The sequence below is a fragment of the Treponema zioleckii genome (assembly GCF_014737315.1).
Classification (GTDB): domain Bacteria; phylum Spirochaetota; class Spirochaetia; order Treponematales; family Treponemataceae; genus Treponema_D; species Treponema_D zioleckii.
This window is the reverse complement of the sequence record NZ_JPUF01000080.1, coordinates 1-14,804: the sequence shown is the minus strand read 5'-3', so window position 1 is coordinate 14,804 and position 14,804 is coordinate 1. Positions and strand designations below refer to the sequence as shown.

13 protein-coding genes are annotated in these 14,804 nt (G+C 39.7%); 6 read left to right on the top strand and 7 right to left on the bottom strand.

The window, feature by feature from the left end; translation table 11 throughout:
* The 5 genes from JI65_RS17175 to JI65_RS15225 form a co-directional block, all read left to right on the top strand.
* The coding region (locus JI65_RS17175; protein ID WP_207106101.1) for a hypothetical protein at nucleotides 1-217 on the top strand (217 nt) is incomplete at its 5' end.
* A 31-nt stretch (nucleotides 218-248) separates the two neighbouring features.
* Complete coding sequence (locus JI65_RS15240; protein ID WP_191018020.1) at nucleotides 249-896, top strand: HAD family hydrolase; 648 nt, start codon at nucleotides 249-251, stop codon at nucleotides 894-896.
* 110 nt (nucleotides 897-1,006) lie between these two features.
* Complete coding sequence (locus JI65_RS15235) at nucleotides 1,007-1,345, top strand: hypothetical protein (RefSeq protein ID WP_191018019.1); 339 nt, start codon at nucleotides 1,007-1,009, stop codon at nucleotides 1,343-1,345.
* A gap of 97 nt (nucleotides 1,346-1,442) precedes the next feature.
* Entirely contained in the window at nucleotides 1,443-3,005 is a 1,563-nt protein-coding gene (locus tag JI65_RS15230) for a peptidylprolyl isomerase (protein ID WP_191018018.1), read from the top strand.
* An 8-nt stretch (nucleotides 3,006-3,013) separates the two neighbouring features.
* On the top strand, nucleotides 3,014-4,726 hold the full coding sequence (locus JI65_RS15225) for a 6-hydroxymethylpterin diphosphokinase MptE-like protein (protein WP_191018017.1): 1,713 nt from the start codon (nucleotides 3,014-3,016) through the stop codon (nucleotides 4,724-4,726).
* A 146-nt stretch (nucleotides 4,727-4,872) separates the two neighbouring features.
* Here JI65_RS15225 and lepA read toward each other — a convergent pair whose 3' ends face one another.
* The 7 genes from lepA to JI65_RS15190 form a co-directional block, all read right to left on the bottom strand.
* Nucleotides 4,873-6,675: a translation elongation factor 4 gene (gene lepA / locus JI65_RS15220; protein WP_191018016.1), complete on the bottom strand. Its 1,803-nt coding sequence runs from the start codon at nucleotides 6,673-6,675 to the stop codon at nucleotides 4,873-4,875.
* Nucleotides 6,676-6,715: 40 nt separating this feature from the next.
* Nucleotides 6,716-8,365 carry a S1C family serine protease gene (locus tag JI65_RS15215; protein WP_242457271.1) on the bottom strand — a complete coding sequence of 550 codons (1,650 nt, stop codon included), beginning with the start codon at nucleotides 8,363-8,365 and terminating at the stop codon, nucleotides 6,716-6,718.
* A gap of 11 nt (nucleotides 8,366-8,376) precedes the next feature.
* The gene (locus JI65_RS15210) at nucleotides 8,377-10,614 is read right to left on the bottom strand and encodes a tetratricopeptide repeat protein (RefSeq protein WP_191018015.1); all 2,238 of its coding nucleotides are present in this window, start codon (nucleotides 10,612-10,614) and stop codon (nucleotides 8,377-8,379) included.
* 59 nt (nucleotides 10,615-10,673) lie between these two features.
* Nucleotides 10,674-12,029 carry a tRNA lysidine(34) synthetase TilS gene (gene tilS / locus JI65_RS15205; protein ID WP_191018014.1) on the bottom strand — a complete coding sequence of 452 codons (1,356 nt, stop codon included), beginning with the start codon at nucleotides 12,027-12,029 and terminating at the stop codon, nucleotides 10,674-10,676.
* 103 nt (nucleotides 12,030-12,132) lie between these two features.
* Nucleotides 12,133-12,591, bottom strand: coding sequence for a 50S ribosomal protein L25 (locus JI65_RS15200; protein ID WP_242457270.1), 459 nt, complete (start codon nucleotides 12,589-12,591; stop codon nucleotides 12,133-12,135).
* 149 nt (nucleotides 12,592-12,740) lie between these two features.
* Nucleotides 12,741-13,034: a septation regulator SpoVG gene (spoVG, locus tag JI65_RS15195; RefSeq protein ID WP_191018013.1), complete on the bottom strand. Its 294-nt coding sequence runs from the start codon at nucleotides 13,032-13,034 to the stop codon at nucleotides 12,741-12,743.
* Nucleotides 13,035-13,062: 28 nt separating this feature from the next.
* Nucleotides 13,063-14,043, bottom strand: coding sequence for a 4-(cytidine 5'-diphospho)-2-C-methyl-D-erythritol kinase (locus JI65_RS15190; protein WP_191018012.1), 981 nt, complete (start codon nucleotides 14,041-14,043; stop codon nucleotides 13,063-13,065).
* Nucleotides 14,044-14,505: 462 nt separating this feature from the next.
* Here JI65_RS15190 and JI65_RS15185 point away from each other — a divergent pair, with 462 nt between their 5' ends.
* Entirely contained in the window at nucleotides 14,506-14,802 is a 297-nt protein-coding gene (locus JI65_RS15185; protein WP_191018011.1) for a hypothetical protein, read from the top strand.
* Nucleotides 14,803-14,804 lie beyond the last annotated feature (2 nt).

Here is a 14,804-nt window from a genome sequence, read left to right as displayed (position 1 = left end):
AAACTTTTGGGACGCGGCAAACTCCACTCGCCAACCCAAAAGTGCGAGCGCTGCGCGAGCACTAGGACAAAACCTCAAACAAGCGGCTCCCATTGCCGCCGCTTGTTTGAAACACCTGCAAACTGCACGAGGAAGCAAAAGTTTTTCTTTTGAAAAACTTTTGGGAAGCGGCAAAGAGAACTTAAATTCTTCAAGTTCCCTCCGCCGCGTCCGTTGACATCCTTCAGTTCTATCATTAAAAAGAAAGTATGTTTGATTATCTTTTTTTTGATTTGGACGGAACGCTTACAAATCCTGCCAAAGGAATCGCAAATTCTTTTGTTTATGCCCTCAAATATTACGGAATCGAAATTCCTTCGTACGAAAAACTCTGTTCTTTTATTGGGCCGCCCTTGCTCGACACTTTTAGGACCCAGTTCGGATTTTCCGACGAAAAAGCCGCCGAAGCAATCGTAAAGTACCGAGAATACTTTGCAGAAAAAGGACTTTTTGAAAATTCAGTTTATCCAGGAATCAAAAATCTGCTCGAAAAATTAAAATCCGCAGAAAAAAAACTCGTGGTGGCAACTTCAAAGCCAGAAGAATATTCAGTTCGCATAATCGAACATTTTGGACTTGCAGAATATTTTGAAAACGTTTGTGGAAGCAACATAGACGAAACCCGCAGCAAAAAAGACGAAGTGATTGAATACGCAATCGCCCGCAACGGAATCACAGACCGCAGCAAAATCCTTATGATTGGCGACCGAAAGCACGACATTCTTGGCGCAAAAAAAACAGGCCTAAAATCCTGCGGAGTTCTTTTTGGCTACGGAACACGCGAGGAACTAAAAACCGCCGGTGCAGATTTTATAGCAGAATCGCTAGCCGAACTCGAAAAAATCTGCCTGCAATAATAAAAAACTTGCGGGCCGCGGCAAAATCAACTCAGCATCCACACCCAAAGCGTGAGCGTTGCGCGAACGCTAAAACTAAACCTCAACCACGCCGCCGTGCTTGTCGCGGCGTGGTTGAAGCCCCTGAAAACTGCACGGTGAAGCGCAAGTTTTTCCTCAGAAAAACTCGTGGGACGCGGCAAAATCAACTCAGCATACACACCAAAAAGCGTGAGCGCCGCGCGAACGCTAAAGCTAAACCTCAACCACGCCGCCGTGCTTGTCGCGGCATGGTTGAAGCCCCTGAAAAATGCACGGTGAAGCACGAGTTTTTCTTCAGAAAAACTCGTGGGACGCGGCAAAGAGAACTTAAATTCTTCAAGTTCCCTCCGCCGCGTCCGTTGACACCTATTTTTCACGATGATAAAATTATCAAATCTATCTATATATATTACATAGCTAAACAATGAGTTAAAAAAGTTTAAACCGAAAACGCCAGGCCTAAAAACCTCAATTTCATTAAACGATCAAACTCAAAATTAGCTAGCTATAAAAGGACAAATTTGTATGAAAAGTAAAGTACTTTGGGTGGGATCAGTTCTAATACTTATCCTTTCTGTATTCTGTTTCATTTTCTTTGGAGCAAGCGAATCAGTAACAGCCATCTTTGGCGGCAGCTATTCCTCTGTTTATGGAAAATATGGCAAAACTCCTATAAAAGAAGGTCAGGGAACAGAATTCTCTTCAAACATCAACTACATAAAAAATTACTACGAAAGCATGGGATTAAATCTCAACGACTATCTCTACCTCGACATTTACAATCAGGCTTTCAACCTCACAGCACGTTCAATCGCATACGAAACAGCAGTAAAAGAATCTGGATACGCTCCGAGCGAAAAATCTGTAATCCGTGCGATGCTTCCACGCTATCAAGATGCAAACGGAAACTTTGACGTAAAAGCATACAACACAGACAAACAGAAAGACGAGGCAAAAGCTTATTTTGAACGAAGCCTTCTCAACGACAGAATTATAGAAGATTATTTCGGGTCAAACAAAAAAGTCGGAAAAAACAAACTTTTCGGACTCAAAGCCTCTTCAAAAGAAACAGATTTTTTGGCTTCAATCGGGGCAAATAAAAAATCATTTGATTTGGTTGCATTTGACAAATCACAGTATCCGCAGGAAGAAATCGTAAAATTCGGCGAAGAAAACAAAAGTCTTTTTGCAAAATATGACCTTTCTGTACTCACTTTTAAAACTCAGGATGAAGCCTCAAAATACCTCGGACAGATTCAGAAAAACGAAATCACTTTCGAGGATGCAGGAAAAGAGTATTCAGAAAAGAACTACCGCAATTCTGACGGAAAATTCAACTCACCATATTTCTATCAGATTAAAGCAGCACTCGCAAACGACGCTGATGCAGAAAAAATCATTTTGCTTGAAAAAGACGCACTTTCAGAAGTTATTCAGACAAAAGTCGGCTATTCTGTATTCCGAAAAGATGGCGATGTAGTTGAAGCAGATTTTTCAAACGAAGAAATCATCAACGCAGCAAAAAACTACATTACTTCAAACGAATCTGGAAGAATCGAAGACTACTTTACAGCAGTTGCAAAAGATTTTGCGACAAATGCAACGACAAACGGTTTTGACGAAGCAATCGCTGCATATAATTCAGATAAAACTCCAGAATCTACAGCAGCAGTCGCAGAGAACAGCGAAAACGCCGAGGAAGAGTCTACAGAAGAAAATTCTTCAATCCTCAAAAAAATCGAAGTTCCTGCATTCGCATTGAACTACGGAAACCTTGAAATTGCAGGCACACTTTCGAGCGATGTAAAAGAACTTTCTGGCGCAAACAAAAACGAGAACTTCCTCGAAAAAGCATTCGCATTAAAAGAAAACGAAGTTTCTGAGCCAATCGTACTCGGAAACAAAATCATCGTTCTTAAAAATACAGGTTCACAGACTAACGAAGTTACAGACAAAGATCTTGAGACAATCTCAACAGAAGTTGCAAACTTTGATCAAACTTCAGCAACTTCTACAATCTTAAAGAGTCCAAAACTCGTAAACAAAGTTAGTGATACATATTACAACAATTACATGCAGAAAAAATAAGGCTAAAATTGAACGATACTAAACTTGGGCAACCACTTGCCCAAGAAAAGCCCTGTCTGGTGCAAACTAGCCGGGGCTTTTCTGTTTCATACAAAGGCAGATTCCTTTACTCAAAATACGACCCGGCAAAATCCACAATTCAGACGATAAATTCTTTGAATCTTTTGCCAGGCACTTTGATTTTTTGCGTGTCTCCAGTTTTATGGTACGGCTTAAAAGAGCTTTTGAAAATTCTTCCAGAAGAAAGCTTTATCGTTGCCATTGAAAGCGAAAACGAACTCTACGATTTTGCAAATGAAAAACTCGAAGAACTCAAAAAAGATTTTTCGTTAGACTCAAAACTTCCGTTAATTTTTTTGAATCAAGAACAGGCGAAAAACATTGCAAAGCTGATTTATGAAGGAGTTGAATTTCCACCACTCTACACTTTCAAGCGGGCAATTTTGCTCGAAATGAGCGGAGGAACTTTTTTTGCAAACGACTTTTACAAACAGATTCAAATCATCGCACAAAATATAATTGCCTCGTTTTGGAAAAACCGACTTACACTCGTAAAACTCGGAAGACTTTTTTCAAGAAATCTTTTTCACAATCTTTCGAATCTTGAAAATTCTTACGACCTCAAAAACATTTACAAAAAAGTTTCTAAACCGATTCTGATTTTTGGTGCTGGTGAAACAACTGAACAATTTTTACGGGAAGTTCCTAAAGAACAAATCGAAAAGTGTTTTGTGCTCGCCGTAGACGCAGCCCTTCCAATCTTGCGGGATTTTAAGATTCACGTTGACGGAATCGCCGCCGTAGAAAGCCAAGTTGCAATCACAAAAGCGTACATTGCAAACGATGCGAAAGACGCAATTCTCTTTGCGGACATGACATCGCGGATGCAGATAACAAAACTTGCGGGAAACAAACTGACTTATTTTACTTCTTCGTATGACAATTCGCATTTCTTGAAGCGGTTGAATGAAAAAAAACTTCTTCCGCCAATGTTCCCTGCACTTGGCTCGGTCGGACTTTATGCTGTTTATCTTGCATTAAACTTGCGTTCATCGCCTCAAAAAAATCCTATTTTCATCACAGGCCTGGATTTTTCATTCTCGCTCGGAAAGACACATGCAAACGGCGCACCGGCACATTTGCAGCGACTCGCATCAACAAATCGACTTACGCCCGTTGAAAATTATGGCGCAGCCTTCCGACCAGGAGCAAAGTTTTTCATTGGAAAAAATAACGTTCCAATTTTTACGGACATTGGACTTTCTGGATATGCGGAACAATTTTTGCAGGCTTTCTATGGTCAGCAAAATCTTTACGATTTAGGATTTCAAGGAATTCCTCTTGGAATTCAGCAATGCAATTACGAACAATTTTTAGATTTCGTGCAGCAGATTCATTCAGAAGAAAAATTTTCCACAAAAAACATATTTGTAAAGCAGACCTCAAAAGGACAGATTCTAGCTTTCCTTGAAGGCGAAGAAAAAGCCCTCAATCGAATGAAAGAACTTTTGATATTCGGAAATGATGTGGCTTGTTGCGGGAAAACCGTCACCCAAGAATTGAGTGAACTTTTACAGCAGCGGGAGTACCTTTACCTGCACTTTCCGGACGGCTTTAAATGCGATGTGGAAAATGTAAGTTTCTTAAAACGAGTACGCTCAGAAATAGACTTTTTCTTGAAAGACATAAAACGCTCGCTCCAGGAACTTAGCAAAAACTAAACATTCAATGTGGCCACAATACTTGTCGCGGCCACATTGAAAACACCTGCAAAGCATTCTACTAAGGCGTAATTTTCCGTAAAGAAAAATTACGGGAAACGCTAAAAACAAACTCGCACTCTATAAGTCAACTTTCTCGTTTCCTTTTACTCTTCTTTTTCTTTCAAAACTGCAAGGAACGCACTCTGCGGAAGTTCTACGTTTCCTATCATCTTCATGCGTTTTTTACCCTCTTTTTGCTTTTCAAGCAGTTTTCGTTTTCGCGTTACGTCACCGCCATAACATTTTGCAAGAACATCCTTTCGAACAGGATTTACTGTTTCTCGTGCAATAATTTGGCTTCCGATAGCTCCCTGAATTGCGATTTTAAATTGCTGGCGCGAAATCTCACCCTTCAAACGTTCGCAAACTTTCTTTGCATGAACAGCAGCCTCAGGCTTGTAAGCAAGCTGAGACAGAGCATCAACAGGCTTTCCATTCAAAAGAATGTCAACTTTTACAAGATCCGTTTCCTGATAATCGGTCACTTCATAATCAAAAGAAGCGTAACCACGGCTGTAGCTCTTCAATTTGTCATAAAAATCAAAAAGCACTTCCGCAAGCGGCATTTCGTAAGTCAGCTCGACGCGTTTTTCGTCCAGATAATTCATATTTTTCTGAACGCCACGTTTTTCGTTACAAAGATTCATTATTGCACCAATATAATCTGTAGGTGTAATAATCGTCGCAAGAATGTAAGGCTCCCAAGCAGTCTGAATACGTCCTTCCGGGAATTCCGTAGGATTATCGATTGTCTTTTCCTCGCCGCTAGTAAGCTTAATTTTATACTCAACACTAGGTGCCGTAAAAATAACGGCCTGATCATAATCGCGTTCAAGACGCTCCTGAATAATCTCCAAATGAAGAAGCCCCAAGAATCCACATCTAAACCCATTTCCCAACGCAATCGAGTTGTCTTTTTCGTAAATCAAACTCGCATCGTTCAGTTTGAGTTTTTCCATGCTGTCTTTAAGCTCTTCGTAATCATTCGAGTCCATTGGATAAATCGAAGAGAACACGACAGGCTTAACTTCCTTAAAACCTGGCAAAGGCTCGTCAGCAGGATCCGAAGCCAACGTTACGGTATCTCCAACACGAACGTCGCTTACGGTCTTCACACCCGAAATAATATAACCTACATCCCCGGCCTCAAGATATGGCGTCTCCTCGTAATTAATCTTAAAAATACCGATTTGGTCAACTTTATAATCAGCATTGTTCGACATAAAGCGAATCACATCGCCTTTTTTGATTCTGCCTTCTTTTACACGAATATGAATGATTACACCGCGATACTCATCGTAATGACAGTCAAAAATCAGAGCCTGAGCTTTTCCGTTCGGGTCTCCGGTCGGGGCCGGGAATTTCGTAACGATTGCCTCCATAAGCTCGTCGATTCCTGCACCAGTTTTTGCACTCACAGGAACGGCATCGCCAGAATCCAATCCCAAATCATGGTCAATCTGATGTTTTACGTTCTCAATGTCCGCTGACGGCAAATCGATTTTATTAACGACAGGAACAATCGACAAATCATGCTCCATAGCCATATACAAATTACTCACAGTCTGGCTCTCGACGCCTTGCGACGCATCAATCAAAAGGAGCGCGCCCTCGCACGAAGCAATAGCCCGGCTAACCTCATACGAAAAGTCCACGTGACCAGGAGTGTCTACAAAATTAAGTTCATAGTCGCAACCATCTTTCGCGTGGTAGGGAATCGTAACAGCCTGACTTTTTATCGTAATTCCGCGTTCACGCTCAATATCCATATTGTCAAGAATCTGATTCGTCATCTGGCGGTCGTCAATAATTTTGGCTTTCTGAATCAACCGATCCGCCAAAGTCGATTTACCGTGGTCAATATGCGCAACGATACAAAAATTGCGCTTAAATTTCATTTCAGTCATTATAATTTCCTTTTCTGGTTCTTAACAGCCAAACTCGGCTCTAAAAATAATACGGACTATCAAGCATTGCAGAAAGCATTAAGCCCACATCAAGATACCCTTTTTTTCGATTTTTTGCATAGATTTCTGACGAAATCACAGATTTTTCTTTATTAAATTGAATATTTCTGATTTGGATAAAGTCGTTCTCAGAAAAACCAGACTCATCAGCAACAGAGCCACGAATCACAGATTCAACAGAATATTTTTTTGAACCACCTTCCTGAGAGAGTTTCATTCCATAAATCGGCAAAAATGAATTCGCCCAAATATCACTGTTGTAAACCAAATATCCAGGATTTTCAGGTCGCAACGCAAGATAAATCGAACACGATTTCTCCGCCCCCTCGCCATCAACGTACTTTAAGCTGACTATAGACTTTGCAGGATTTTTTAACAACGCATTCTGCATGTCTTCAAGCGAAGAAATTTTCTGACCATCAAATTCGGTGATTACATCACCAGCCTTTAAGCCCGCACGGCACGCACTTCCGCCCGGCATGATATATTGCATCTCAAGACCTGAATCTTTACCCAAATCCTTTTTTGTGTGTCCAAAGGCACAAAGCCATGAGTGCTCAACTTTTTCTGCAACAGACTCGCCCGAAGCAACGCCAGCATACAACGCCGGAAGTTCAGCCTTTAAATATTCTACAGGAATTGCAAAATTCAATCCTTCATATTGAAGCATACCTGCAAAAACAATTGCCTGCACGTTTCCATTTTCATCAATGCAAGGTCCTCCCGAATTTCCGGAATTCACAGCAGCATCAATCTGCATTACAGAACCCAAAGAAAACAGCTTTCGGTCAACGGCACTAACAATTCCGCTTGTAAGAGTACGCTCCAGTCCGACCGGCGAACCAATCGCATAAATCTTATCGCCAACGTCCAAATCCTCGCTCGACCCCAAATTAAAAACATACGGAGCCGTAACTTCGGCCTTCAAAAGAGCAAGATCAATATCGGAATCCCAGCCAATAACCTTTGCGGGAATACGAGTATCGCTGTCTTCTGCAAGTTTTATAAAAAGGCGGGAATACCCCTCGCTCCGCTTGTCAACCAAGTCCGAAATCACATGATGATTCGTAACGATATATCCATCACTCGAAATAAAAAATCCAGAACCAATTACACGGTCCGCATAGCCAACTCCACGCTCGACTTTTACGCCCTTGTCAACCCAAACTGTAACGGTACCGTTTATGTACGAAGAAACCTTCTGCTTTCCAGTAACATTTTTTTTTGAAAGACCGGGAACATTCTCGTTGCAAAGCCTCTCAAGCTCTTTTTCGTCAACCGACAACCCCGAAACAAAATCCGGAGAAACCGTTCTTAGCGATTTATATAATTTTTTTGCCGAAAAATAATTTTTAGCATTTAAATCTTTGTTAAACTCAGCGAGAACTTTGTCTGAAGTCTTTTTTAAAGTCGGCTCGTCTTGAATCAAAGTCGCCCGCCACATTGCCTGAACAGGATTTTTCTCAAGCAAGTCCTCTATGCGGGCAATTTCAGCATTTTTAGCATCTTCTTCTGTGTAATCAGGAAGTTCATAAATCTCTTCCGGCTCCTTTAAAGTCGAGCAGGAAGCAAAAATCAACGCAGCAAAAAAAGCGGAAAAAATACATTTTTTATTTTTCATCAAAGTCATTAGCAGTTACTTTATCTTTTTTCGTTTTTAATCAAAGAAGTTGGTAACTTTTCTCCAAAAATCATTTTTCCGATGCGAATTGCAAAAAATCTATCAGAATCAGTTCTAGAATCAACTATAGTCGCCAACCCTTGATTAGATTTTAAATTTACAGATTTTAGAATCAATTCTTCCACAGACTTACCGCAAACCTCATCTAACCAGTAAAAACCATCGTTAAATCCTTTCGTAACAGAAATGCTCCTGCCGTCATCAGTGACTTTTACAGGATTTCCATTCTCAAACGAAATCGTAACGACGGTATTCGTAATAGGCTTGATAAACGAAGACTCTTCACGAAGAATCTGATCGTCTTTCATGGCAAAACGCACGTACTGCATTTCCCATTTTCCGTCACCGTCACCGTCACCGTCCCACGAGCAAACTTTGTCAAAGTTTTCGTTAACGAATTCTGAGTAATCAGGAATCGTGTCGCCGTCACGGTCAATCTGAATCAATTTTTCGTAAACTTCAGACTTTTCGTATTCCAGAGTCCGCAACGGAAAAGAATCTTCAGCCTCTTTTTTTGGATTTGGATTCGGCGCATACTCTACGGTAGTTTCAAAAATTCCATCATTGTCGCTGTCAAGCAACCTTAAATTCGGCAAGCCATCTTTATAATCAACAACCGAATACATGTAATCTTTTTGGAAATATCGCGCAGAAAGAATGCTTCCATCCTGAATCAAATACTGAACGTGAGAATCAGCTCGTTCTGAAATCGGAATTTCCATTGATGAAATATATTTCAAGAGATTTTTTTTGTTGAAAACATATTTCAAAGATATAATTTCTTCATTTCCGTTCAACTCACGAATTTCATGAATTGCGTCAGATGCCTCTTTTTCCATGCAAATCGGAATATAAAAATCCAAGCCAAGAGAATTTTTTATGGTTTTGTCAGCAACTATGTCAACTGGTGACCAAGCAAGAGTTTTCGGAATCAAATTGAAAAGAGAATTTTCCGTTGAAATCGTGGATGCATACGGCCACTCATCATAATCAACATCAATTTCAGAACCCAACTTTATATTTTTTGGCAAACCAAAATCACAAATAGCCTGCCAGTCAATTTTTCCGTCCTGATTCCAGTCATAAATAATCGAGTCTGGCCGCCCACGATGATATTTTACCTCAACGTTGTGCTCAAGGTCACCGTCCGTATCAAAAGTTATGATTCCCTCAAAAGAATTCAAATATTCCGCAAGTTCTTTTTTACAATTTTCATCCGCCAAAAGATTTTCAAGCTGAACAAATTCTTCGATTATTGCAAAATCAATTTTGTTCCCCGCAAACTCATAAAAAGAATCCAAAGCGGAAACGGCATCAATAACGCCAAGCTTCAGCGCAAAGATAGCAAAATACGGAGACTTTCCACCACGGGCATAAAACGCCTTAATCTTTCGAACTTGCTCCTCGCCCTCAGAAAAAATCGCGTCGAACATTTCAATTTCGTCCGCATTCACAGGATTTTTATATTTTGGCACCAAAAGCGAAATATTCGCAGCGATTTTCTTAACTTCATCATCGATTTTCTCTTCTGAAAGAATATCTTTCTGATTTTCTGCAGTTTCCTCACTTTCAGAATTCAGTTCCTCAGACAACAATTCTTTATCTGTAGAATTTGCGAACTGAAATTTGTATTCATATTTGTAGAACAAATCAGCAAATCTTGAATCATTCGGATAAACACGTCTTGCAGCATCGATTTTCGAACGTGCTTTTTCAAGATTTTCATTTCCCTCAAGATTGTAATAACACTTTATGCGAATGTACTCGGCATCCGCAGAATACAAAAGCGGAGTTTCGTCGAGCATTTTAATAGCCTGCTCAAAGCGAAGTGTCGAACTCAGCAAATCGGCATAAAGAATTCGCGCACCATCACGGTTGTAGTCAACCCAATTATTTTTTTCAAGGGATTTTTCGATATAAGGAAGTGTCTCAAAACGCTCACCGCCACGAGCATTATTCGCAACAGCACGAATGTACCACAAATCAGACACAGAATCATCATATGCAAGCCCCAGAACAGCCTGTGAATCAGCCTCGTTCCACTGCTGACGTGCGGCATATTGTTTTGCAAGCTTTAAATAACGCACGGCGGTACGGCGATTTGCCACCGACGCAGAAGATTTGCTCTGCGCAAAAACAGAAAGGCAACAGCACGAAAAAGCAAAAGTCATTATCAAGAGAACAAATTTATTTTTCATATATGAATCCTTCTTTGATTTTACAGCAATTATCCGCCATTGAGAAGACAAGAAACGCTCTATCTATTTTCGGCAGAATTTTCTCGCAAGACCCAATTTTTATATCCAGAATTTTCGCCCACAAGCGCAACGATTTTCTGCCTGCCAGTCAAACTCTGAACCACAAAAAGAGATTTTTTATCTTCCTCCCGTACATGCCAATCGGAAAAAATATCAAAAATTGATTTTTCAACGCCATTTTTCATAAGAATCTTGTCGCAAAACTGTGCAGTTCGCACACAAAAGGGCAAGCAAAGTTTACAAACAGATTTTTTTTCTGATGATTCTTCAGATTGATTTTCCAAAAAAAGCGTGCCGTTTTCAAAACAAAAAAATGACTTTCCCAAAGTGAATTCACATTCTCTGCGCACCACGCACAAAAAATCGAATTCCGGCAATTTATCTTTTTTTCGCTCAACAAAAAATGACTTTCCGTCCGCACGCAAAACAACGTCGTTCGCACAAACCTCATGATTTTTGGCATCACGCCACGAATCAATAGTTTTTAAGACCTTATAAGGGAAACGCTCGCCGCATTTTAAAATCGAAAAAGCCTTATAAACAAGCCTGCGCTGAATCGCAAAATCCAAATTCATAAAAATCTTTCGTTCAATCAAAAGACTGTCGCAATCAGAAGGATTCTCGTCCCATTTTAATTTATCAACCTGACGGTCAAAAAAACTCTCGTCAAAAATATTTTTTTCGATTCCAGCTGAAAGCGCCTTTTTCCAGCCAGCAAAATTTTCATCCAGAACAGGAAAAAGCACATGCCGAATTTTGTTCCGCAAAAAATTCACATCGTTGTTTGTTGAATCCGTGCACCATTCAATTTTTTTCTCGGTCAAATAAGACTCAATTTCGGCTCTGGAAACTTCACTCAAAGGACGCAAAAAACACCCACGCACCGGAGCAATTCCACCGCCGCCTTCAAGCCCGCTGCCCTGCAAAAAACGCATAAGCGCAGTTTCAAGATTATCGTTTTGATTATGAGCAAGACAAATATATTTCAGATGATTTTTGAGTCTGAACTTTTCAAATGCCTCATATCGGGCAAATCGGGCAGCCTCCTCAATTCCGCGCCCACGGGATTTTGCAAGATTTTCGATTTTACCGCGCGCAAAAGTCACAACAGAACAAGAAACACCAATTTTCGCGCATAAATGCTCAACGTAGTCAGAATCAGCTTTTGTTTCAGACTCCTCCCGAAGATTATGATTGACGTTAATGACCTTTATTTTTTCTGCACCAAAAATATTCTTCAATGCAATCATCATCGAAACAGAATCCGCACCGCCAGAAACAGCAATACCAAATTCCGATTCGTGAATATTATTTTTCTCAAAAAAATCACTTATCTTTTGCTCAAAAACATCCATATTCACTCCGAGTAAGATTCAAGCTTTCGGCATTCCCGCAAAATAAAAAAGCCCCCGAAAAATCGGGAGCCTATCTATAATTAAAGTTGACCTTTAATCAAAATTAGCGAGCTGGTGCAACGCTTACGAGAGAACCTTCAGCAGAAGTAAGAACTTCAACTTTGTCTCCGAGGTTCAAATCTTTTACCTTGTAAATGTCACCAATGTTAACTCCAGAAACGTCAACTACAACGCGAACTGGAAGATCTTTTGGCAAAGCCTTCAAAGTGATTTCTGGAATATGTTTTACCATGAAGCCACCTTTCAAAACTCCGGCAGCAGTTCCAGAATACTGGATTTTGTATGTGCGTGTAACTTTCTTTGTGTTAGAAACAGCAAAGAAGTCAGCGTGAAGAACGCTGTCATTCATGATGTTGTATTCTGTATCACGAATGAATGCATCATATCTCTTTCCTTCAACATCAAGTGTAACAAGCTGTGTTGAAGTAATATTGCGCCATACTTTGTTAAACTGAACAGTATCAACATCGATTGATACTGCCTTTCCTGCTTCATCATACATTACAGCAGGAATACGACCTGAAGCACGAAGTTTTTTTTACAGCTGCTTTTCCAACTTCTGTACGGTTTTTAGCTTCAATAACTAACTGATCCATTTCAGGAACTCCTTAATTTATATCAAAAAAATTTATTTTATAATTTCTAGCCATTTTAAAAAGAGTCAGCAGCATCTACACCATCATCTTTCTCAAAATGACCTGCATTATATTCTGCAAGAATTTTTTCCTGTAAAGCATTTCTGAATTCAGGACTTATAGGATGAGCCACATCCTTATATTCGCCTCCAGCAGTCTTTCTGCTTGGCATAGCGATAAACAATCCGTTTTTGCCTTCTATAATTTTTACATTATGAACAACAAAGCAATTGTCAAAAGTTACTGTAACATACGCACGCAATTTGCTTTCATCTGTTACTTTTCTAATTCTTAATTCTGTGACTTCCATATTCTCACTCCTTGCAAGAAACATGAAATCAATGTGCAAGAACACATTTTTTCCACTTCCGTCTCAAGTTCAAGCTCAACTCTCCAGCCCCGCAAACAACGGAAGTTGAAAAGCTATGGTTAGAATCTGCACTACAGGTCAATTTTGACAGCCCAACAACACAAGTCTCAGCAGATTTTTCGTTATCAAAAACTCCAAAAACCACCGAACCAGAGCCAGACATATCCGCCCATAACGCCCCATATTTTTTCATATCAGAAATAGCTTCCGCTATTACCGGATATTTGCTCACAAGAACAGGGGTAAAATTGTTCACAAACGACCATTTTTCAACAGCCTCATTGTAAATCGACTCATACTCCCCAAAGTCAGGACAGGAGAAATATTTTCCTGCCGTATAAGAATCATCCAAAAGCCCGTAAGCCTCTTTTGTAGAGCTATGAACCTCCGGAAAAATAAATACAAAAGTCAAATCGTTGCGAGGTTTTAGAGATTTTATAATCTCGCCTCTACCAGAAACCAATGCCGCATTTCGCTCACCGCCATTCAAAAGACTGTGCACGAAGAAAAAAACATCGCTTCCCACTTTTGATGCTACAAAATCCGCAAGTTTTTCTGTCAATTCGATGCCATAAAGTTTAGTCAATGCATACAAAAAAGATGCAGCATCGGACGAACCGCCCCCCAAACCACCGCCAGCAGGGATCCGTTTTTTGAGAAGAACCTCAACCCCGTTATTCAGCCCAGTAAATTGGCAAAACAAATCGTAAACTTTGGATATTGTATTTTCAGGAGGAAGTTCAAACTGTTTTTCAGTTTTCGAATCCTCCGAAACATCATCAAAAATACAGTCAAACGCTTTTACGTTCACCATATTTTTTATATTGGCCTGCATAAATGAAACATTAATTTCATCGCACAAACTCACAGTCTGAAAAATACTCTCAATGCAATGAAATCCAGCTGATTTGTAATCACTGTTGAATTCAAAACTCGATTTCTTATCCAAGACGCGAAGTCCTATATTCACTTTCGCTGGTGCAAAAACCTGAACACCGACCAACATAGTTCATTAATTATACTAAAATAACAAGTAAAGTCAATTCATAGAAAAACAAATTCCTGTACAAACGCATTATAAATACATTTGCAGATGTAAAAAAAATGATGGATGAGCGGAATAAGTATCTGACTCCCTTCGGTCGCACCGCTCAGAATCATTTTTTTATTCGTCTTCGCTACCGACCGACAATTTTTTTAGTCAACTTTTTGATAATATGCTTGTCCAATGGATGGAAAACTTAAAAAAGTCTGCATTTATTTTCATCTATTTGCATTCAACCGCGTTAAAATTCACAATTTTCATATTAAAAATATACTTTTCTGTTACCAGACAGATTGACAGAATAATTATACTCAATTACATTTTATATATCAAATAAGGACGGGTGCTATGCTTGAATCAGTTGATATGAAAGCTTTATCAGTTACGGCGTCGGTTTTCTCATACGTTGATGAATATAATGAAGATTTGTCAGACTATGAGAAAGAAAATGATTTTGAAGAAGTCAGTGATGACTCATTGAACAAGTTTGATGATGAATTGTTCGATGATGATGATGCAGAGAGTTATGAATCAGATGAAGACTCGTATGCAGATGACGATTTTGATGATGATTTTTCAGATGACTTTACTGATGAATTTTCAGATGATTTAGTCGATGACTTAAATGCAGCAGATTTTGAAAACGGTATAGATTTATATTAGAT

Excerpts from the sequence above, each read along its gene's own strand:
- JI65_RS15240 (WP_191018020.1), top strand. The coding sequence starts at position 249 with ATGTTTGATTATCTTTTTTTTGATTTGGACGGAACGCTTACAAATCCT.
- JI65_RS15230 (WP_191018018.1), top strand. The coding sequence starts at position 1,443 with ATGAAAAGTAAAGTACTTTGGGTGGGATCAGTTCTAATACTTATCCTT.
- lepA (WP_191018016.1), bottom strand. The coding sequence starts at position 6,675 with ATGACTGAAATGAAATTTAAGCGCAATTTTTGTATCGTTGCGCATATT.
- JI65_RS15215 (WP_242457271.1), bottom strand. The coding sequence starts at position 8,365 with ATGACTTTGATGAAAAATAAAAAATGTATTTTTTCCGCTTTTTTTGCT.
- JI65_RS15210 (WP_191018015.1), bottom strand. The coding sequence starts at position 10,614 with ATGAAAAATAAATTTGTTCTCTTGATAATGACTTTTGCTTTTTCGTGC.
- tilS (WP_191018014.1), bottom strand. The coding sequence starts at position 12,029 with ATGGATGTTTTTGAGCAAAAGATAAGTGATTTTTTTGAGAAAAATAAT.
- JI65_RS15200 (WP_242457270.1), bottom strand. The coding sequence starts at position 12,591 with ATGTATGATGAAGCAGGAAAGGCAGTATCAATCGATGTTGATACTGTT.
- spoVG (WP_191018013.1), bottom strand. The coding sequence starts at position 13,034 with ATGGAAGTCACAGAATTAAGAATTAGAAAAGTAACAGATGAAAGCAAA.
- JI65_RS15185 (WP_191018011.1), top strand. The coding sequence starts at position 14,506 with ATGAAAGCTTTATCAGTTACGGCGTCGGTTTTCTCATACGTTGATGAA.